Source organism: Nocardia wallacei, from assembly GCF_029869545.1.
Lineage (GTDB): Bacteria > Actinomycetota > Actinomycetes > Mycobacteriales > Mycobacteriaceae > Nocardia > Nocardia wallacei_A.
Genome location: NZ_JARWQD010000294.1, coordinates 1 through 19528, shown reverse-complemented (window position 1 = coordinate 19528; position 19528 = coordinate 1). Strand labels below are relative to the sequence as shown.

Annotated in this window: 20 protein-coding genes; 12 read left to right on the top strand and 8 right to left on the bottom strand. The window is 67.6% G+C overall.

The features are described from left to right. Nucleotides 1-82: 82 nt before the first annotated feature. Both QH290_RS25950 and QH290_RS25945 read right to left on the bottom strand, forming a co-directional pair. On the bottom strand, nt 83-289 hold the full coding sequence (locus tag QH290_RS25950) for a DUF397 domain-containing protein (protein ID WP_280385722.1): 207 nt from the start codon (nt 287-289) through the stop codon (nt 83-85). Between the two features lie 49 nt (nt 290-338). Beyond that, entirely contained in the window at nt 339-1232 is an 894-nt protein-coding gene (locus QH290_RS25945) for a helix-turn-helix domain-containing protein (RefSeq protein ID WP_280268388.1), read from the bottom strand. A gap of 207 nt (nt 1233-1439) precedes the next feature. Between QH290_RS25945 and QH290_RS25940 the strand changes: the two genes are divergently transcribed. Genes QH290_RS25940 through QH290_RS25930 form a run of 3 tightly spaced genes read left to right on the top strand, consistent with a single transcriptional unit; the run spans nt 1440 to nt 2253 of the window. Further along, the gene (locus QH290_RS25940) at nt 1440-1760 is read left to right on the top strand and encodes a hypothetical protein (RefSeq protein WP_280268389.1); all 321 of its coding nucleotides are present in this window, start codon (nt 1440-1442) and stop codon (nt 1758-1760) included. Beyond that, nucleotides 1751-1954, top strand: a complete 204-nt coding sequence (locus QH290_RS25935) for a hypothetical protein (protein WP_280268390.1) — start codon at nt 1751-1753, stop codon at nt 1952-1954. Before QH290_RS25940 ends, QH290_RS25935 begins: the two co-directional genes overlap by 10 nt. Continuing rightward, nucleotides 1951-2253 (top strand): hypothetical protein, encoded by a 303-nt coding sequence (locus QH290_RS25930; RefSeq protein ID WP_280385720.1) that lies wholly within the window; start codon nt 1951-1953, stop codon nt 2251-2253. Before QH290_RS25935 ends, QH290_RS25930 begins: the two co-directional genes overlap by 4 nt. Before the next feature lie 24 nt (nt 2254-2277). Here the strand turns inward: QH290_RS25930 and QH290_RS25925 are convergent, their stop codons facing one another. Continuing rightward, on the bottom strand, nt 2278-2886 hold the full coding sequence (locus QH290_RS25925) for a DUF8020 domain-containing protein (RefSeq protein WP_280268591.1): 609 nt from the start codon (nt 2884-2886) through the stop codon (nt 2278-2280). A gap of 257 nt (nt 2887-3143) precedes the next feature. Here QH290_RS25925 and lppU point away from each other — a divergent pair, with 257 nt between their 5' ends. The 6 genes from lppU (at nt 3144) to QH290_RS25895 (ending at nt 8789) form a co-directional block, all read left to right on the top strand. Further along, the gene (gene lppU, locus QH290_RS25920; RefSeq protein WP_280268592.1) at nt 3144-3833 is read left to right on the top strand and encodes an LppU family putative lipoprotein; all 690 of its coding nucleotides are present in this window, start codon (nt 3144-3146) and stop codon (nt 3831-3833) included. Between the two features lie 157 nt (nt 3834-3990). Next, complete coding sequence (locus QH290_RS25915; protein ID WP_280268593.1) at nt 3991-4986, top strand: DUF4190 domain-containing protein; 996 nt, start codon at nt 3991-3993, stop codon at nt 4984-4986. Between the two features lie 46 nt (nt 4987-5032). After that, nucleotides 5033-5785: a 3-oxoacyl-ACP reductase FabG gene (gene fabG, locus QH290_RS25910; RefSeq protein WP_425301837.1), complete on the top strand. Its 753-nt coding sequence runs from the start codon at nt 5033-5035 to the stop codon at nt 5783-5785. Nucleotides 5786-5816: 31 nt separating this feature from the next. Further along, entirely contained in the window at nt 5817-6683 is an 867-nt protein-coding gene (locus tag QH290_RS25905) for a carbohydrate ABC transporter permease (RefSeq protein WP_280385718.1), read from the top strand. Then, nucleotides 6673-7524, top strand: coding sequence for a carbohydrate ABC transporter permease (locus QH290_RS25900; RefSeq protein WP_280268596.1), 852 nt, complete (start codon nt 6673-6675; stop codon nt 7522-7524). The genes QH290_RS25905 and QH290_RS25900 overlap by 11 nt, the downstream gene beginning before the upstream one ends. Next, nucleotides 7521-8789, top strand: coding sequence for an ABC transporter substrate-binding protein (locus QH290_RS25895; protein WP_280385716.1), 1269 nt, complete (start codon nt 7521-7523; stop codon nt 8787-8789). Before QH290_RS25900 ends, QH290_RS25895 begins: the two co-directional genes overlap by 4 nt. A 121-nt stretch (nt 8790-8910) precedes the next feature. Here QH290_RS25895 and QH290_RS25890 read toward each other — a convergent pair whose 3' ends face one another. After that, nucleotides 8911-9831: a DNA-3-methyladenine glycosylase family protein gene (locus QH290_RS25890; protein ID WP_280385724.1), complete on the bottom strand. Its 921-nt coding sequence runs from the start codon at nt 9829-9831 to the stop codon at nt 8911-8913. 637 nt (nt 9832-10468) lie between these two features. Here QH290_RS25890 and QH290_RS25885 point away from each other — a divergent pair. Both QH290_RS25885 and QH290_RS25880 read left to right on the top strand, forming a co-directional pair. Next, entirely contained in the window at nt 10469-11065 is a 597-nt protein-coding gene (locus tag QH290_RS25885; protein ID WP_280268598.1) for a TetR/AcrR family transcriptional regulator, read from the top strand. Between the two features lie 84 nt (nt 11066-11149). Then, nucleotides 11150-12352 carry a cytochrome P450 gene (locus tag QH290_RS25880; RefSeq protein ID WP_280385714.1) on the top strand — a complete coding sequence of 401 codons (1203 nt, stop codon included), beginning with the start codon at nt 11150-11152 and terminating at the stop codon, nt 12350-12352. Nucleotides 12353-12364: 12 nt separating this feature from the next. On the opposite strand, the gene QH290_RS25875 is transcribed toward QH290_RS25880, so the two are convergent. The 3 genes from QH290_RS25875 to QH290_RS25865 all read right to left on the bottom strand — a co-directional run bounded on the left by QH290_RS25875 (nt 12365) and on the right by QH290_RS25865 (nt 15388). Further along, nucleotides 12365-13267 (bottom strand): NADP-dependent oxidoreductase, encoded by a 903-nt coding sequence (locus QH290_RS25875; RefSeq protein ID WP_280268600.1) that lies wholly within the window; start codon nt 13265-13267, stop codon nt 12365-12367. 109 nt (nt 13268-13376) lie between these two features. Beyond that, complete coding sequence (locus tag QH290_RS25870; RefSeq protein ID WP_280385712.1) at nt 13377-14192, bottom strand: hypothetical protein; 816 nt, start codon at nt 14190-14192, stop codon at nt 13377-13379. Between the two features lie 35 nt (nt 14193-14227). Further along, nucleotides 14228-15388 carry an ADP-ribosyltransferase gene (locus tag QH290_RS25865; RefSeq protein WP_280385711.1) on the bottom strand — a complete coding sequence of 387 codons (1161 nt, stop codon included), beginning with the start codon at nt 15386-15388 and terminating at the stop codon, nt 14228-14230. 368 nt (nt 15389-15756) lie between these two features. Here QH290_RS25865 and QH290_RS25860 point away from each other — a divergent pair, with 368 nt between their 5' ends. Further along, nucleotides 15757-17322, top strand: coding sequence for an ABC transporter ATP-binding protein (locus QH290_RS25860; RefSeq protein WP_280385709.1), 1566 nt, complete (start codon nt 15757-15759; stop codon nt 17320-17322). Here the strand turns inward: QH290_RS25860 and QH290_RS25855 are convergent. Further along, complete coding sequence (locus QH290_RS25855) at nt 17213-18268, bottom strand: tyrosine-type recombinase/integrase (protein ID WP_280385707.1); 1056 nt, start codon at nt 18266-18268, stop codon at nt 17213-17215. The two genes, QH290_RS25860 and QH290_RS25855, sit on opposite strands and share 110 nt — an antisense overlap. Nucleotides 18269-19528 lie beyond the last annotated feature (1260 nt).

Sequence of the window (19528 nt, the reverse complement as noted above, 5' to 3'; positions counted from 1 at the left end):
CCGGGGGGTGTTTATTTTCTCCCCCCGGGTGGGGGGGGGGGGCCCGCCGGGCGCCGCCCCGCGGCGCCCCCCCCGGAGATGATCAGGCGCGGTGGATTCGACCGTCGCACACACCCTCGACGAATCCGGTCCACTCGTCGGGACCGAAGATCAACGCGGGCTCGCCCGGGTTCTTGCTGTCGCGCACGCCGACTCGGCCGCCGACCAGGAACGCGACCTCGACGCATTCCTTTCCGGCGCCGCTGCGACTGCTCTTGAACCACTGGGCACCGGCAAACTCACTGCTCATCCTGTGTCCTTTCCGAGCGCTCAATCCTGTGTCCGATTAGGCATGAGCCTCATGCCATGTACTCCTTCGCGACCTGCCGCAGCAGGTTCCTGCTCGTCGGGACGTCCAGCGCACAGCGCAGCAGACCCTCGTGCGCCCGCCGATACCGCCGCACGTCACCTGGTCTTTCGAGATACAGATCCCCGGTGAAGCCCTCCACATACACCACCGGCGGCTCCACCGGCTGCCCCTTGCTGTCGGTTCCGAACTCGAGGATCACGAACGGGCCGGTCGAAAGGCCCAGGGGGACACCGGCTGCGAAGGGCAGGACGCGCAGCGTGACATTGTCCCGGGTGCTCAGGTCGGCCAAGTGCCGCAGCTGCGCCGCCATCACCCTTGCACTTCCGACGACGCGGCGCAAGACCGATTCGCCGAGGACGACATCCACCGTCGCGGGCTGATTCTTGCGAGTTATCAAGGCCTGCCGCTGAAGTCGCAGCTGGACGCGGCGCTCCAGCTCCGCCTCGCTGTCGTCGGGGAAGCCGAGCGCGTTCAGCGCCCGCGCGTAGTCGGCGGTCTGCAGCAGGCCGGGGACCAGTTCGGACTGGGAGGCGGTGAGCCGGTGCGCCGAGGCCTCCAAACCCACGTATACGTCGAAGTTTTCGGGGATCAGGTCGCCGTAGGCGTGCCACCAGCTCTTGACGGCGGCCTGCTGGGCCAGGCCCTTGAGGCCCTCGGCGATGTCGTCGGGGATGCCGTAGATGCGGCAGAGTTCCTGAATGTCTATGGTGCGGATGCGATCTGCCTGGCCCTTCTCCAATCGCTGCAGGGTGCTGGCACCCCACTCCATGAGCCTGGCGGCCTCGGCGATCGTCAGGCCCGCCTGAGTTCGCCAGTCCCGCAGGTATCTTCCGAGCTGGCGACGGGGGAGGGTCGACGACGTGTTCGCGGAACTCTCAGACACAGCGCACTCCGTTCTCTTCGGATGCCCGGGGGAGCTTTCATCCACTATGGAGAATCTTGCTCCCCCAGGTGGATTCGCTGCTGGAGATTCGCGCGAATTCTCTGTGGATATCCAATTCGGGCTTGGCGAACGTCCAGTTGATGGATGCTGGAAGTGTGCTCGAAGCCGGATGGGCACCTTCAGAATCGCACGCAGGAACGAGGAGTCATGGCTGTACACGTCATCGGATCGTCGTTGATGACCAGCGATCTAACCCCGCACCGCGCCCGCAGCGTCGGCCAGGCCGGCTGGGTGGTGTCCTATCTGCCGGGTCGCACGCTGACCTGCCAGCAGGCGGTGGCCGCACTGCAGGTTGCCGAGGTGGTGCCGACCCTGTTGCACGCCGTCGGCGGCCTCGCCGACGAGGTCGGCCTGACACCCATGGAAGCCGTGGGCATGGCTATTCACCAGCAGCCCTGGGAGGACCATATGTCTCCGCCGCGTCGCCGATATCGGCGACTCGCGGCGGAGGTGTCGGCATGCAGCTGACGAGCCTGCACCTCCCGCTCGCCGGACTCCTGCGCTGCGGGGACGATCCGGGCATCCTGAACATCGAACAGGCCCATGCCGCCATGCAGTTGCACATAGATTGCACGGTCGACACCTGCCGCGTGCGCCGCCGCGCGCGGACCGTGCTGGTGGAGTCGGGCCGCTGCGTCCTCGACGAACGGGCACTGCCGTGACCGCCCCCGCGCACGGACGGAAGGTGGTGCGGCTGGTGCCCCCTCCCGGGCGCACCGGGGCCCGGCACGCGACCGGCCCGGCCCGGCACGCCATCGCCCCCGGACGACAGGTGCCGCAGCTCCCGGCGGGCCGCACCGGGCGGGCCCGCCACGCCGCGCCCGTGCGGCGCAGGGGAACTCGGCGCCGTCACGCGCACCGGGGTCTCGATCGCTGGGATCGCCTGCTGCTCTGGTTCGCCGGATGGCTGCTCAGCATCCGGATCTCGCTGGTCGGGGAGCGCACGATCGACCAACCGTGAAGGGCGGCAGGAACAGTGGGCCGCTCAGCCTACTCCGGTGACGATGCCCGCCAGCGCGTCGATGAACGGCTGCCCGCCCATGATCGCGCCGCCGGCCAGCGCCCCGACGAGCAGGCCGATCGGCCCGGTGAGCCAGCTCAGGAAGAAGAACCCGAGCACGGCGCCGATGAGACCGCCGAGCACGCCGCCGACGACCATCCCGACGACGTTCTTGTTGAGTTCGGTGACGAGCCGGCCCATCGGGTCGATCGGCTGCATCTCACCGATATCGGTAGCGGTCACCCGCGGGGTGAGCGACAGCGTCCGGCCGTCGGCGCTGATCTGCTGGGCGACCGGCAGCCGATGCCCCTTGACCTCGAAAGTCAGTGGGACCTCGGCGATTACGGCGTCGGTCGCCGAGCGCAGCAGGACCCGGGAGCCGTCGGCGGTGGTCTCGAACCTGCCGTGGTCGACGACGGTGGTCAGGGTGCGCTCGTCCTCGGCGAGTGTGGCGCGGTAGTCGACTCCCTGATCGACGCCGGACGATGTGAGTTCCCGGCCGGGGGTAGACGGACTGGCATTCACGGTTCCCGCGGCGATCCCCACAGCGGCGACGACCATGAGGGCGGTGGCGGCGAACGTGCCGAGCTTCATCCTCTGTTATCCTTTTTATACTGTTTATTCTCCGGGGTCTTCGACGCCCGGTGGCGAGGTATACAGCGAACGACTCTCGTTGGCGGACCGCATGGTTGGCGAGATGCACAAAGCGTTCGTTGCAGAATCGTGACCATGTCCGCGCGCTCGAGTCGCGCGTCGCGCCGACATCGTGTATGCACTACGTCGACGCAATTGCGCTCCGACGCTTCGGATCTCGTCGCCGGTTCGGAGCTGCATCCAGGAGGTTCGGTTTCGTGGGCAGACGACGTCTCCATGCCGGAGTCACCTTGACGGGCTTCGTCATCGCCGCCGCGCTGTCGACCGCATGCCTGGCCGCCGCCGCGCTGTCGCTGATGAGCTCCGGCGACGACTCGTCCTCGGTACAGCCGCGCGCCGCGCAGGTCGGCACGACGACCGCCGCCGCACCGGCCCCGACATCGGCGGAGCCACCGGTCCAGATCGCCGCCCCGCCAACCGAATCCACGCCCGAGCCCACGGCCGCCACCGCGGTCAACAAGGACGCCTCCGAGCGCAAGGATCCCGCGGCGATCGAGCTGAACGTGGGCGACTGCGTGGAGTTCGGTGGCGCCGCGCCCACCAAGGCCACCTGTTCGACCGGGGGGTCGGGCTACAAGGTGACCAGCAAGGCGCCGCCCAACGGCCGCTGCCCGGGCGATGCGGATCGCTCGTTCACGATGCCGCCGGCGCATCCGGATCAGGCGCCGCAGGGTCCGCTGTGCCTCGACATCAACTGGGTGGTCGGCAGTTGCATGGATATGGCGACCGACGCCCCGAAGCCCGCCGACTGCACCAGGCCGCCCGGTAAGGCCGTGCGCGTGGTGGAGATCAAGCAGGGCACCACCAATGTCAACGAATGCTCGTCGGGCGATCGCGGGTTCGTGTACAACCAGCGCAGATTCGTGGTGTGCGTGGCGTCGCTGTGAATCCGCGGCGGGCGCGCCCGCGGCACCTATCAAGATCAGAGTTATGGCTCCTGAGCTGCACCAGTTGCGGGCGCCGTGGGGACCCCTATCCTTTCTCGGTATCGGGGCGGGTCCGTTTGCCGAGGTTCCTGCACGAGTGAGGTGAGAGGAACTGGGTATGGTCCGCAGGCTACCTGCGAAGCCCGGGCGGCCGGAGCCGCCGGAGGATCAGCGGTGGCCGGTGGCCGAATCCGACGAAGGGTGGGCGCCACCGCCACCGCCCAACGGCCGGTACGCGCCCGCCGCGGAACCCGACGACCGGCCCGGCCAGAATCGGCGGCCGCCGATGCCGCCACCGGAGGAAAATCACTGGCAGCCCGCCCCCGACGACCGCTACGCCCCGGGGCCCGACCCCGAATACGACCGCTGGGAGGCCGCGCGGAACCGAAGACGCGCCCAGCCCCCGGAACCCGACGACGACTACTGGGAAAACGAACGCCCCCGCCGCCGCGGCGAACCGGCCGATGCCGACGAGGAGCGCTGGGAGAACACCCAGAACCGGCGGCGGACCGGGCGGCTGCGCGTGGAAGTACCGCCGATCGTCAATCCGTATTCGATCATCGCGCTGATCGCCGCCCTGCTCGGATTGTTCCCGGTGGCACTGGTTTTCGGGCTCATCTCCTTCAGCCATCCCCGCGGCCGGGCCATGGCGATGTTCGCGCTGCTGATCGGGATCCTCGAGGTGGTCGTGCTCGCCGGGGTCGTGGTGCTGTCGGGAGTGACCCTGCCGCGCACGGCATGGGGGAGCGATCCGACGCCGACGGCCGCCACCACCGTCGTCACCGTCGCCGCGACCCCGCCGCCCGCGCCCGTTCCCACCACCGCGGTCGCGCCCCCGGCGGCAGCGGGCCCGCCCGCCGTCGTCAAGGGCGAGCCGTGCACCCAGGCGCAGGCCGGGCTCATCGGCGCCGCCTCCGACGGCAGCACCCTGCTGTGCCTGCGCGGCACCGGCGGGTACCGCTGGGCGGGCCCGAACACCGTCTCCACGGCCGTCCACGAGGGCGGCTCGAAGTGCATTCCGGGGACCGACACCACCGCCCGCACCACCGACGGGCACGCGCTGGTCTGCGAGGGCCAGGGCCGCGGCGGCACCTGGTCGCTGTGGGTGGAATGATCCGGCTGATGTCCGACAGCGCCCGAATCCAGGACGGAGGAGCTTGATGGCCGAACGAATTGCCGTAGTTTCCGGGGCCGCACGCGGAATCGGCGCGGCGATCGCCAAGCGGCTGGCGGCCGACGGCCTGCGGATCGGCGTGCTGGATCTGGACGTCGCGAGCTGCGCCGACACCGTGCAGGCGATCAACGACGCCGGCGGCCGGGCGGTGGCGCTCGGGGCGGACGTCTCCGACGAGGCATCGGTGGCGGCGGCGGTCGAGCAGGTGGAGGCCGAACTCGGCGCGCCGACCGTGGTCGTCAACAACGCCGGGATCCTGCGCGACAACCTGCTGTTCAAGATGAGCGTCGACGACTGGGACGCGGTGCTGAACGTGCATCTGCGCGGCGCCTTCCTGCTCACGCGGGCGGTGCAGAAGCATATGGTCGACGCCGGGTGGGGGCGCATCGTGAACATGTCCAGCACCTCGGCGCTCGGTAATCGCGGGCAGGCCAACTACTCCGCCGCCAAGGCGGGGATGCAGGGCTTCACCAAGACGCTGGCCTTCGAGCTGGGCAAGTTCGGCATCACCGCCAATGCCATCGCCCCGGGATTCATCGTCACCGATATGACCGCGGCCACCGCGGCGCGCGTCGGCGTGGATTTCGACGACTTCCAGAAGGCCGCCGCGGCCGAGATTCCGGTGCAGCGGGTCGGGCGGCCCGAGGATATCGCCCACACCGCCTCGTTCCTGGTGAGCGAGGGGGCCGGATTCGTCTCCGGCCAGGTCGTCTACGTCGCGGGTGGCCCCAGGGACTGACGCGTTACCCGTCCGGCTAGCGTCGCTGATCATGAACCGACGGGCGGTTCGTCGTGTCGTGACGAGCTATGCGCTGCTGGGGCCGAGCCTGATCGGCGTCGGCTGTTTCCTGCTGCTGCCGATCGTGGTGGTGGCGTGGCTGAGCCTGCACAGCTGGAATCTGCTGGGGCCCATGCGCTTCGTGGGATTCGAGAACTGGCGATCGGTGCTGGGCGACCGGGAATTCGGCCATGCGCTGCTGGTGACGCTGGCGCTGACGGCGATCGTGGTGCCGGTGCAGACGGTCTTGGGTTTCGCGGTGGCGGCGCCGCTGGCACGGCGGCGCGGCGGCGCGGCGCTGCGGGTCGTGTTCGCCCTGCCCTGGATGTGCGCGCCGGTCGCGGTCGGCGTGGTGTGGCAGTGGGTCTTCGCGCCGACCGACGGCGCGCTCGACGCGGTGCTGGGGCGGCGGATCGAGTGGCTGTCGGATCCGGCGCTGGCGCTGCCATCGGTTGCGGCGGTGAGCATCTGGGCGAACTTCGGGTACGTGGCGCTGTTCTTCGTGGCCGGGATCCGCGCGATACCGCGCGAGATCCTCGACGCGGGGGCGCTGGACGGCGCGACCGGCTGGCGGCGGATCCGGTGGCTGATGCTGCCGCTGCTGCGGCCCACCATGTTCTTCGTCCTGGTCACCGGCGTGCTGACGGCGTTCCAGACCTTCGACACGGTGTATGCCCTCACCAAGGGCGGCCCGGGCGATCGCACGGATGTGGTGGCGATGCGCATGTTCGCGGAGGCCTTCGACGCCGGGCGGCCCGGCCGGGCGGCGGTGATGGCGCTGGTCGTCTTCGTGGTCATGTTCGCGATCACGCTGGTGCAGCACCGGTACTTCCGGAACAGGACGACCTATGAGTACTGATTCGTTGTCGCACAAGCGAATCCGGCGGAGTACTCGCACCGCGACCGTGTACCTGCTGCTGGTGGCGGGTGCGCTGCTCACCGTGGCGCCGCTGGTGCTCAGCGCGCTGACGGCGGTGAAGACGCCGGAACAGTTCGCGGCGCAGTCGCCGTTGGCCCTGCCGAATCCGGTGACAGGGGCCAACTTTCACACCGTGCTGGATCAGGGCGGGCTGGGGCGGGCGATGGTGGTCACGGCGCTGATGACCGTCTTCGTCACCGGAGGGCAGCTGGTCACCTCGATCCTGGCGGCCTATGCGTTCGCGCGCACCGACTTTCCCGGACGCGACCCGCTGTTCTGGGTGTATCTGGGCACGATGATGGTGCCGCCCATGGTGACCCTGATACCGCTGTATCTGATGTTCGCGAAGCTGGGCCTGCTCAATACGTTCTGGGCGCTGGTGCTGCCGTTCGTGTTCGGTTCGCCCTACGCGATATTCCTTCTCCGCCAATACTTCCGGTCGATTCCGGAGGAGCTGCTCGGTGCCGCCCGCCTCGACGGCGCCGGTACCGCCGACATCCTGGTGCACGTGATGGTGCCGATGAGCAGGCCCATCCTGGCCACGCTGACGCTGATCACGATCGTCACGCAGTGGAACAACTTCATGTGGCCGCTGGTCGCGAGCAGCGGCCGCACCTGGCAGGTGTTGACCGTCGCGACGGCCAACCTGCAGACGCAGTACAACACGCAGTGGACGCTGGTCATGGCGGCGACGACACTGGCGATCGTGCCACTGGCGGTGCTGTTCCTGATATTCCAGCGTCAGGTGCTGCGGTCGATCGCGTGGACGGGGCGGCGATGAAGACCTCGACGCGGGTGATCCTGGGTGTCGCGCTCAGTGCGGTGCTGCTGGTCGCGGCGGCGCTGTGGCTCGGACATCCCGGTGACGGCTCGGGGCGCACCGTGCTGCGGCTGCGCATCTGGGACGAGCAGTTCGTGCCCGCGTACCGGGCGTCGCTGGATGCCTTCGAACGGGCGAACCCGGACCTCGAGGTCCGGATCACGCTGGTGCCGTGGGCCTCCTACCAGCAGAAGCTGCGGCTGGACGTGGCGGGCGGAACCGCCGACGACCTGTTCTGGACCAACCTGTACGAGGATTACGCCGATGCCGGGCGGCTGGTCGATATCGGCGCCGCGCTGGGATCGGAGGCCGCGGGCGGGTGGGACCCGTCCGCGGTGACCCAGTACACCCGCGCCGGAACCCTCTGGGCCGTACCGCAATTCGTCGACGCTGGGACTGCGGTGTACTTCAATCGCGACCTGCTGGCGGCGGCCCGCGTGGATCCCGCGGAGCTGGCGGCGGTTCGGTGGAGTCCCGGCGGCGACGATACGTTCCGCCCACTGCTGCAACGACTTTCGGCCGTGGCGCCGTGGGCGTACAACGCGGCCAACGACTTACAGTCGATCGAGCTGCCCTACCTGGGATCGGCGGGCGGGCAGTTCCAGCGCGACGACCGCTTCGTCTTCGACGGTCCGCAGGGCGTCGAGGCGTTCGGCTATCTCGTGCGGCTCGTCGCGGAGCGGCTCGCGCCCTCGGCCGCCGATACCAGCACCAACAGCGACTTCGCGAAAAACGCCTTCCTGCAGGGCAAGCTGGCGCTGTTCCAGTCCGGGACCTACAACCTCGCCCAGATCGCCCGGCAGGCGCGCTTCGGGTGGGGTATCGCGTTGCTGCCGACGGGGCCCGCCGGGCGGGTGAGCACCAACAACGCGATCGGTGTCGCGGGCAATGCCGACAGTCCGCATCCCGAGGCCGTCCGCCGGGTGCTGGCCTGGCTGGGGAGCGCCGAGGGCAACCGCCCTCTCGCACAGGACGGCGCGACCGTTCCGGCGGTCGTGGCCAACCAGCAGCTGTACCGCGACTACTGGGCCGCCCGGGAAATCGACGTATCCCCGTTCTTCGACGTCCTGGCCGGACCGCGCATCTCCTCCGGCGGCGGCCCCGGCTTCGCCGCCGCCCTGGAGGCCATCGAGCCCATCCTCACCGAGATGTTCCTCGGCCGAATCCCCGTCCCCCAGGCCCTCTCCCATGCCTGCGCCGCAGGAAACAAGGCCGCCACCCAGTGACCCGGCGGGAATTCAGATGCGGATAAGGCCGCCCACCAGTGACCCGGCCCAGACGCAGGTGAGACCGCCAGCTAGTGACCCGGCTCAGATGCGGGTGAGGCCGCCCACCAGTGACCCGGGCTCAGATGCGGGTGATATCCACCAATGGGGTGCGGGGGGCGAACTTGGGTTTGCGGGCCTGGCCGGAGATCTCGAGGAGGCGGACGGCGCGGTAGCGGTGGGGGCGCAGGGGTTCCAGGTATTCGATCATGGTGTCGTCGTCGATGGGACGGCCCAGGAGGGTCCAGCCGACGATGTCGGACAGGTGGAAGTCGCCCACCGACAACGCATCCGGGTCACCGAACGCGCGCTGGGCGACCTCGGCGGCGGTCCACACCCCGATGCCCGGCACCGTGCACAGCCGCCGGGCGGCCGCCGCGTGGTCCATGGCGGCGGCCTGTTCGAGCTTGTCGGCCATGCGGGCGGCCAGCACGATGGTCTTGGCGCGCTGGGGATCGACGTTGGCGCGGTGATAGGTCCACGACGGGATGTACCGCCAGGTGTCGGCGTCGGGCGCCACCCGCATCGGCGCGGGTACCGGGCCCGGTGCGGGTTCGCCGAACTGCCACACCAGCTTTCGCCACGAGGCCCGGGCCGAGACGGTGTGCACACGCTGCTCCAGGATCGTCGGCACCAGCGTCTCGAACACCAGGCCCGTGCGCAGCATTCGCAGCCCGGGGTGGCGGCGGTGCGCCTCGGCGATCTTCGGATGCTCCGGCGCGAATCCGGCCACATCCTCGTCGAGGCACAACATGGCGGGCAGCCGTTCCAGGAATTCCTCGGCTCCCGGACCCCACGCCCGCGCCGCCACCGCGCGCGGCCCGCCCTGGACGAGTCGATAGGTGACCGGGCCGGACGGCAGCCGCGACGCATGCCAGTGCGCCCCGTCGGAGGTCGTCCGGTGGCAGGGATCCCCGGCGCCGCGCCGCAGCGGCGCGACGGTGTGCGCGAGATCGATCGGGTGGTCGGCCGTCACCGTGCGCGCCGCGCCGTCGATCTTCATCACCACCGGAACATTGTGCTCCCCGCCGGAACTCGGTCCGGACACCGGCCCACACAATCTGTAAGTGACGTGCGCCACACCGCGTTTCGTGAGATTCACAACGGGGAAACGCGCCGCGGGCGTGGCAACCAGTAGTTTGTAACGGACGAATCACATCCGGCGATTCCGCTACCGATCGGTCATGTCGGCAATGGGCTGGCATACACCCACGGAGGTTTCCATGCTCACCAACGTCTTGAACTGGCTGCTCGGCGCCTGGGGTTCGGTCTTCGCCGGTAGCTCCGGCTACCAGATCCCGCCGGGGACCCTGCCGTTCGGCAGCTGATCCGCCACGACCCGGGCGAAATGACGGCCGTCCGGCCGCATCGCCCGGTGCGGCGGGCAACAATCCGTTGTCCGCGACCGCGACCGATATGTCGCAATAACCCTCCGCATCCCCATGCTTCGGCAACCCCGAAGCAACCGGCGGTTTCGGTCACCTCCGCACGACGTCGGCCAGAACCGCCACTCGCAGTTGCGGATCCGGGGTTCGCGACGGCGGCGGTCCGGAACGACCGGCGGCCCGCGCCCGCTTTGTCCGCTTCTCCGGTGCCCTACGCTGCCGGGGGTGTGCCGGGGCGCGGTGAGCGGAGGATCCATGTCGAGCGCGAAGGAGCCGGGCGAACGGAAGCGGGATGCGGCCGCGACCAGGGGTGCGCTGCTGGCGGCGGCGCAGGAGTTGTTCGCCGAACGCGGGTACGAGCGGGCCACGGTGCGCGATATCGCGGCCCGCGCCGGGGTGAACCAGGCCCTGCTGTTCCGGTACTTCGGCAGTAAGGACGAGCTGTTCCGGGCGGCGATCGCGGATCGCGGGCGGCGCGTGCTCGAGGACGGTCCCGCCGGTAGCCTGCCCGCGCGGCTGCTGGCACGGGCGCTGGTTCCGGCCGACGCCGCGGCGCAGGAGTACTGGCTGCAGGCCGCGCTGCGCTCGAGCGGACACGACGAGGGGGCCTCGGCGATCCGCCGTGAACTGGGCGACGAATACGTCCGCGCGCTGTCCGCGCTGACCGACGGACCGGACGGCGACCTGCGGGCGGATCTGCTGCTCGCCTGGGTACTGGGCATCGGGCTGATGCGGTCGGTGCACGGCCGGGAGCCGCTGGCGAGCGCGGACCCGAATCTGGTTGCTCATCATGTGCTGCGCGCGACCCGGGCGCTGCTGGAGCGGACGGATGTGAATTACCCACCGCCGTAATGGGATTCATGCGTTGACGGGCTCCGCGGCCTCACTTACCGTGGCTAAGTAAGCAATTGCTTACATCCGGGGAAAGGGAGTCGCATGACCGTGCACGCCGAGCCTCGCCGGTACCCCTTCGGCGAACCGATCCGCCTCGAGATGCATCCGCTGTTCGCGAAGCTCCAGCGCGAGGAACCGGTCGCCCGCATCCGGCTGCCCTACGGCGGCGAGGGCTGGCTGGTCACCCGATACGACGACGCCAAGCTGGTCCTCGCCGACCGGCGTTTCAGCCGCGCCGCCGCCGTCGGCCGCGAGGACGTGCCGCGCACGACACCGGTCCCCGCCCGGGCCGATGCGCTGCTGAGCATGGACCCGCCGGAGCACACCAGGCTGCGCAAGCTGGTGGTCAAGGCGTTCACCGGGCGCCGGGTCCAGCAGTTGCGACCGCGCGTCGCGGCGATCGTGGACGAGTTGCTGACCGTTCTCGAACGGTCCGGCCCGCCCGCGGATCTGGTCGCGGACTTCGCGCTGCCGCTGCCCGTCACCGTCATCTGCGAGATGCTCGGCGTCCCGACCCGCGACCAGCACCGGTTCCGGGACTTCTCCGACATGATCCTGTCCACCACCGCCTACACCCGCGAGCAGATCACCGCCGGGCGCGCCGCGCTCGAGGACTACCTCGCCGAACTCGTCGCGCAGCGTCGGCGGGAGCCGTCCGACGACCTGCTCGGCGCGCTGGTGGCCGCCCGCGACGACGAGGACCGGCTCAGCGAGACCGAGCTGGTCAATATGGGAATCGGGCTGCTGATCGCGGGCCACGAGACGACCGCCAACCAGATCGCCAACTTCGCGTACGTGCTGCTCACCGAGCGGGAGTACTGGCAGTCGCTGCGCGATCGGCCCGATCTGGTGCCCGGCGCCGTGGAGGAACTGCTGCGCTACGTGCAGCTGGGTTCCGGTGGCTCGTCGCCGCGGATCGCGACCGAGGACGTCGAGCTGAGCGGCGTCACCGTGCGCGCGGGGGAGGCGGTGTTCGTCAATATGCAGGTCGCCAATCGCGACGAGCGCATCTTCGACGATCCCGATGCGCTCGACCTGACCCGGGAACACAACCCGCACATGGCCTTCGGGCACGGTGCCCACCACTGTCTCGGCGCCCAGCTGGCGCGGCTCGAGCTGCAGGTCGCGATGAGCGCACTGCTGCACCGGTTTCCGTCGCTGCGCCTGGCGGTTCCGAACGAGGAGATACCGTGGAAGAGCGGGCTGCTGGTGCGCGGTCCGAAGGCACTTCCGTTGCGCTGGTAGGGATTTGCCCGATCAGCCGATGGTGAGGACGATCTTTCCGAGACCGTGGCCGGTTTCGCTTTCGCGCTGCGCGGCGGCGGCCTCGGCCAGCGGGTAGGTGCGGGCGGGGCCGGGCAGGCGGAACGCGCCGGTCGCCACCAGCCGTGCCACCCGCTCGACGACATCCAGTGCGGCGCCACCGGTTCGGGAGAAGAAGGCGACGCCCTTCGCCTGCGCCTGTCCGTCGGCGATGGTGACGATTCGCTCCGTGCCGCCGCGCAATTCGATGGCCGCATCGAGGAATCCGTGTCCCGCACAGTCGAATACGGCATCGACGCCGTTCGGCGCGAGGGACCGGATGCGGTCGGCGACGCCCTCGCCGTACGGCGTCGGCGTCGCGCCGAGTGCGCGCACCACCTCCTGATTCGCGGCCGACGCCGTGCCGATCACCTCGGCCCCCGCCTCGCGCGCCAGCTGCACGACCATCGCGCCGACCGCGCCGGACGCCCCGTTCACCACCAGCGTCTCCCCCGGTTTCAGCTCCAGCACCCCGAGGCCGCCGTCCGCGGTGTTCGCCGCGACGGGAACGGCCACCGCATCGGGATAGGGCAGGCCCGCCGGTTTCGGGGCCAGCTGGACGGCCAGCGCGTATTCGGCGTAGCCGCCGGTCTGCGACCAGCCGATCACCTCGTCGCCGACGCGCCACGCGGCGTCCGGCCCGGCGGCCTCGACGAATCCGGCGATCTCGATTCCGGCGCGGCGCGGGAAGTCCGGCGCGCCGGGCATCAGCCCCTCCCGGAACTTCCAATCGGCCGGATTCACCCCGGCGGCCCGCACCGCCACCCGGACCTGTTCGCCGATCGGCTCGGGCACCGGCACCTCGACCAGCTCCAACACCTCGGGCCCGCCGACACGTTCGTACTGGATCGCCTTCATGGTTTCGACCATACGTCCGCCGCGGGACGCATCGCCGGTTCCGCAGGTCGAACCGCCGCTCGCTGTGAACCCGAGCTGACGTGCTGCCGGTGGCCCGGCCGAATACCTCTCATTGCCGAGCGATGGTTCCAAGTTCGGCGAGACTCGCGATTTCGTGCTCGATTGCGTTTTTCGCGATACGGCCCGCCAGGCGATGTGCGGGGAATGTTCGACAATATCGTAGGGCGGCCAGTGGTGATTGTCCTCGGGCATAGGCGTCGCTCAGTCTCGTTTTCCACAGTCCCGCAGCAACCGTTCCGGAGCGCCCTGCGGCAGCGTGGGGCAGGTATCCGGCGGCGTCGCCGGAAACCGAAGACCACAGGTAACCGATCGGTGCGTCGTCCTTCGTGACCGGCAGAAATCGGACGGCCGCGTCGGTTTCGGTGCGGTAGGTCGGTGGTGGGGGTGCACCGACCAGTGGACCCCAGTCCTCGGAGCGGTCCAAGGGTGTGCCATCTTCGAACGTGCCGTCCTGGATGTCCGGTCCGGATCCGAGTGGCGGGCCGGTAGGGTTGAGCTGGTTCCACAACGCAAGCAGATTCGGCGCTTCTCGTTCGCGAGTATCCGAGATCCCGCCCCCGATGGGATCCTCGGGGGCGCCGATCCACCGCCTGACCGCTTCCGGCGGTGTAAGCCCCTCCCGATAGCAGCGTCCGAGACGTTCTTCCCAGAACAGCAGGGCTCCGAAATTCGACCCGGGGATCGGGAAGCGACGCATAAATCCCGCAGAAATACAATTCCTCGAACCCCACAAATAGCCGATAAGATCACCCCGTGATGCCACCGGTAGGTAGATCAGCGGCTTTCTGGTCCACCTCTCATATCGCGCGATTACCGGATACCCATCAGAATGCTGCCTATCATCACCAGGCACCTCTACGTTCATGAAAACCTCTGTTTCAGATTTCTGGGCCGACCCTCCTATCGTGGAAGCACTTCCGCTCCGATGTTATACCCTCCCAGATGATTGGGCCACACCTCGTAAATAAGGTATCGCGTTCCGGACGCCAAGATCAGCTCCCGCTGATCCGGATAGACGCTCCGCGCCCCTATCCAAAGACCACCACTGCCTGCCGGTACATCCAGCTCCAATTGATGTTTTTTCTCCTCTTTTCCAACGCCTTCGAGCTCTGCTAATTCCCTGTCCGCAAATTTCGATGCATCCATATCGACTCTTGCCCGATCCGGGCCCAGACTCGTAGAGATGAAACGACTTTCGGTCTGAACGGCTCCGCGCAACGACTCCATCAGCTCCGGGGTGAGGGGGCGGGAGCCTATTCTGTTCCCATCCGCGTCCACAAGGAAGTCGATGTCCTGCAATTCTCGAATTGCATGGACGGGATCCGGGAGTGGACGGTCGACAGCGCGTTCGATCAATTTTGCATCCCGAAGCACGGCCTCGGGAGTAAGGTCACCTTCGAAGAATTTTTCGGCTCGCCTGAAGGCGAAGGAGTCGAGCCATGTTTCATCTATCTTTCCCTGCGGTTCGGGACTGTTCAATATCTCTGCTATTACCCTTCTCTGCTGGTCGGTGAGGTCGCTCCTGGTGCTCAGCGACTGCAGCAAAGAAAGGGTCGGGACGGGCTTTTCGCCGGTGAGCGGAGTCAGGCGCTCGTAAACTGATTGCGCGTTCGACCATTGTTCGATCTGTTGTTCGACCCGGGCGGTCGGTGGGTTTGCATCCCGCAGAAATTTGAAGGGGTACCCCCATTCGGTAAATTTTCTCACGGCATGGAGTTGTTCGGGCGGTAAACTGTCACGGATCGGGCCGAGAACTTCTTCGCCATACCGTTCCGCTGCCGCATTCGTTTCGAAATACAGGTACCCCTCACGGACCTGGACTTCAGGCGGAAGACTGCGGTTGTGGAATTTTCCTTGCGGCAATTCCTCGGGCCGGTACAGATCTCCCTCGTGTCCGATGCGCTGGACCTGTCGGGAGCCATCCTCGTCCGCATCACCCAGCGTTCTGCGTGCCGAACGGACCTCATCGGCCACCTCGCCCAACTTGACGTGCAAATGAGGACCGGTCCGGCGGCCGAGCAGTTCGACCATGTCGTCCCGCACCCGCTGCAACAGCTGCAACTGCCGCAACCCGGGTACGCCCCTCATTCAGGCACTGCTACTCGCGCCGATACCCGCATGCCGCCGCGAGCGCGGTCAACCGGATGTCGCGTGTCTTGGCAGCCTTGCCACATGCGGCATTTCCTGTCACCTTTCGGGATGTATGGCCCCGCCCTGTTCGAATCGCATACCCGGCGCTGATATGGGCCGGAAGACAGTTTGTCGCCCAGGTAGCGTGCGGTCATCGGTATGCAATAGATACATAGGCCGATATCGAAAACCGCACTTCCCGTTCCTGCGGCCGAGGCATGGGCTTGACCTGAACCATTGTTGAGGTCTTAGTGTCGGTGCCCTCGGGTTCAATTGCCCGACGACGAAGGAGCGAACGGATGAGTATCGAGTCGGAGGCGTGGAGTCAGCTCTACCGGCAGGCGCATGCGCCACAGGAACGGCGCGCGCTCAGCCGCGCCACGGCTCGGCGCATCCTGCGGTTCGCGCGGCCGCACCGCCGGGCGCTGATCGGATTCCTGGTGCTCAGCATCGTCTCGGCGGTGCTGGCGGTGGCGAATCCGGTACTGGTCAAACAGGTGATCGACAATATCGTCGGCCATGCCGCCCCGAACTCGGTGGTGCTGCTGGCGGTGATCATCGGACTGGTCGCGGTGGCCGACGCCGCGCTGGGCGTGGTGATCCGGTGGCTGTCCTCACGCATCGGCGAGGGCCTGATACTGGACCTGCGCACCGCGGTGTTCGACCACGTGCAGCGCCTGCCGATCGCCTTCTTCACCCGCACCCGCACCGGCGCGCTGGTGAGCAGGCTGAACAGCGATGTGATCGGCGCGCAGCGGGCCTTCAGCACCACCCTGTCGGGCGTGGTCACAAACGTGGTCACGCTGCTGCTCACCCTGGTCGTGATGATGGGCCTGTCCTGGCAGATCACGCTGCTGTCCCTGGTCATGTTGCCGCTGTTCATGATTCCCGCGCGGCGCATGGGTGTGCGGATCGCGGGGATCCAGCGCGAGGCCGCCCAGCTCAATGCCGCGATGAGCACCCAGATGACGGAGCGATTCTCCGCGCCCGGCGCCACGCTGGTGAAGCTGTTCGGCCGCCCGCGGCAGGAGTCGGCCGAATTCGCGCTGCGCGCGAGCCGAGTGCGCGATATCGGGGTCCGCACCGCCATGCTGCAGACCGTCTTCGTCACCGCGCTCACGCTGGTGTCGGCACTGGCCGTGGCCCTGGTGTACGGCCTGGGCGGGTGGTACGCGCTGCGCGGGCAGCTGGACGCCGGTTCGGTGGTGGCGCTGTCGCTGCTGCTGACCCGCCTGTACACACCGCTGACGGCACTGGCCAGCGCCCGGGTCGACATCATGTCGGCGCTGGTGAGCTTCGAGCGGGTCTTCGAGGTGCTGGACCTGAAGCCGCTGATCCAGGATGCCCCGGGCGCGACGTCCGTTCCGGCGGGCCCGGTTTCGGTCGAGTTCGATGATGTGCGCTTCGGCTACCCCTCGGCCGACAAGGTGTCGCTGGCCTCGCTGGAGGATGTCGCGACCCTGGACACCCGCGGCGGACACGAGGTCCTGCACGGGATCTCGCTGCGTGCCGAGCCCGGGCAGATGATCGCGCTCGTCGGATCCTCCGGGGCGGGGAAATCGACCATCGCCCAGCTGGTTTCGCGGCTCTACGACGTGGACTCCGGTGCCGTGCGGATCAACGGCGTGGACGTGCGCGAGCTGACCGGCCGCTCCATCCACGACACGGTCGGCCTGGTCACGCAGGACGGGCACCTGTTCCACGACTCTATCGGCCAGATAGGGGTGAACTCGCATCAAATGCGTGTTCATAGAGTCAGAGGTTACCGTCATCACGCCCCCTCGGTGCGAGGGGATGCCGAACTTCCCGTGCAAGGGGATGGGGCTGGCCTGTCAGGGCGACGAGTGCCTCTGCCACTTCGATGATCGAGGCCGCAGTGTAGATCCCCGTCGACCCCAGGAAGCGCGGATTGTCGGTGTGGCCGGCGTAGGCATGTGCGACAGCCGGACCGAACTCGCGATCGACGAAGGTCAAGGTGGTGTGGCGGACCCAGTGCGCGCTGATTTGGAGCCGAGCAGCCCACGGTAGGTGCTCGTACAGCCTGTTGGTGAGATATGTGTAGCGCGAAATGCCGATCGGGCGGAGGTTGCGGTAGCGCAGCACTCTGTCGGTTGCATCACGACCGCCGCGATTGAGGGCGTGCTCAAGCAGTCGCTGCATCAGCATCGGTGTAATCGGCTGCCACCGAACGGTTTCACCCTTCTCGCGTAGCTTGATCAGGCAGTCTTCGACGTCCAGGTCGTCGAGTCCGAGATTCAGTGCTCCGGACCTTCGACAGGCCGATTCGATATGCAGTCGGACGAGAAGTGAGTCGAGTTCGATGTCGTTGCCCGTTGTGGAGGCGATTTGGCCGATCTGGAGCACCTGGTCACGGGTAAGCGCGTGTCGAGGGCTGGGTAGCCGCCGCGGGATGGTGGCCCGCCTCGCGGGATTGTGCGTTGGGATACCGTCGCGGAGCGCGTTGTTGTAAATGGATCGAAAGGCCGTGACCATGTGGATCGCTGCTCCGCGTCCATCCCGTGAGTTGCGACGGACGACGGCGCGAGCGCGGTGCAGTTTGACCAGCTCATCAATCTCAGTTGCTGTGGGTTCGTTGAGATATCGCTCACCCCAGGCTTTTTCGATCACTCGCCAATACGGATCGTAGGTGTGCACGGTCGATGACGGCAGGGAGCTTCTTAGCTTTCCGATGTACTCGCGGAATGTCGGCACCGGTTTGGCGGCTGGGTTGGCGCCGAACCCAAGGTCTTCAGGCTTGAGCCCAAGTTTCGCGGCGATGAGCCGAACCGCAGCGGTTAGGTCGTCGGTCACGATGCGGTCTCCCACATCTCGGGCCGATGGTGCCAGAGCGCAGCAGCAACCACGGCCGTTGGCACGACGGCTAGGAGTTGGTACTTCGGCGCTGCGACAGCAAGAGCCTGGTCGCCTGTCGCGAGTTTGCACATGTGCCGGTACTCGGCTGGGAGATGCAGGTGTCCGGCTCTGCCCAACCTCCAACGACTGTGTTCGGCAGCCTGCACGAGTACTGCGGAGCCATCGAATCGGAACGAGAGATGCTGGCCTGGAGGCCATTTCATTGCCCGGGGCGCAGCGCGGTTGGATAGCCGTCCGTGATCATCGATCTGCGCTGTCGCACAGTATATTCGGCCCAGCGGAGTCGCATTCAGGTTGTCGGGGAAGGCAAATGGCAATCCGGCGAAATCTGTCGGCTTTTCGACTGTCGAGAACAGTCCGTCGAAACCGATGAGCGCCGACGGCAGTCCGCCGTCGCCGTGGCTGGAACCCCTCCGCTCTGTTGGCTGTCGCGCCGTTGTGGATGCAGCGAGATTCTGTGCAGGCGGGGACGGTGCCGCCGGTCGTTCCGATTGGTCGTGATCCATTTTGGTTCCCCTCCGTCGTTGGGGCCGGCTACCAGAGGCAGTTGATGTCCATAGCCGGATCGGCCGATGTCGCCAGTAGGGCTAGCGCCCAAGCTGAGCAGCCCTTCCGCCACCTAGCGAACACGAAGGGAATCTAAGGCGAATGTCTACGGAATGTCAAAGGTGACTCGCGTCATCACAAACATCCGCGCAGCCTGGCCACGACAGCCACCACCGAACCCCCACCTCGACCATCAGCCGATTCACCACCTCCATCCTGCAGATACGCCGGGTCATGTAGCCGACGATCCAATCATCCAGGTCGGCGCACCGAGCCCGAGTTCGCCAATCGCAACCCGCACACCACCGCTCCTGATGTCGCCCATCCAGAGCACCGCAGCGACGAACACGGAGACGATCGGGCCGTTGACTTTCGGTTCAGATTCGCTTTAGATTCTCCTTGAGGGGTGGGCAGCACCATCGGGGGACCGTCCGCGGCGCAGACCATCTGGCCGGGTCCCTGGCCTTCATTCCTCGACCCGAAGGCGCCCGCCGGGCGTCGTTGACCGATGAGTTGGGTCGGGAACTGGAGTAGCAAATGATCTCTGACGGTAGGACCCAGGGCCTTCGTGCCGCCGGTTTCCCGGTCGGTTGTGCGTCCCCTGGTGTCCCTGGTCAGGCAGTGGCCTCTCCAGCTCCCGCCACTTCAAAC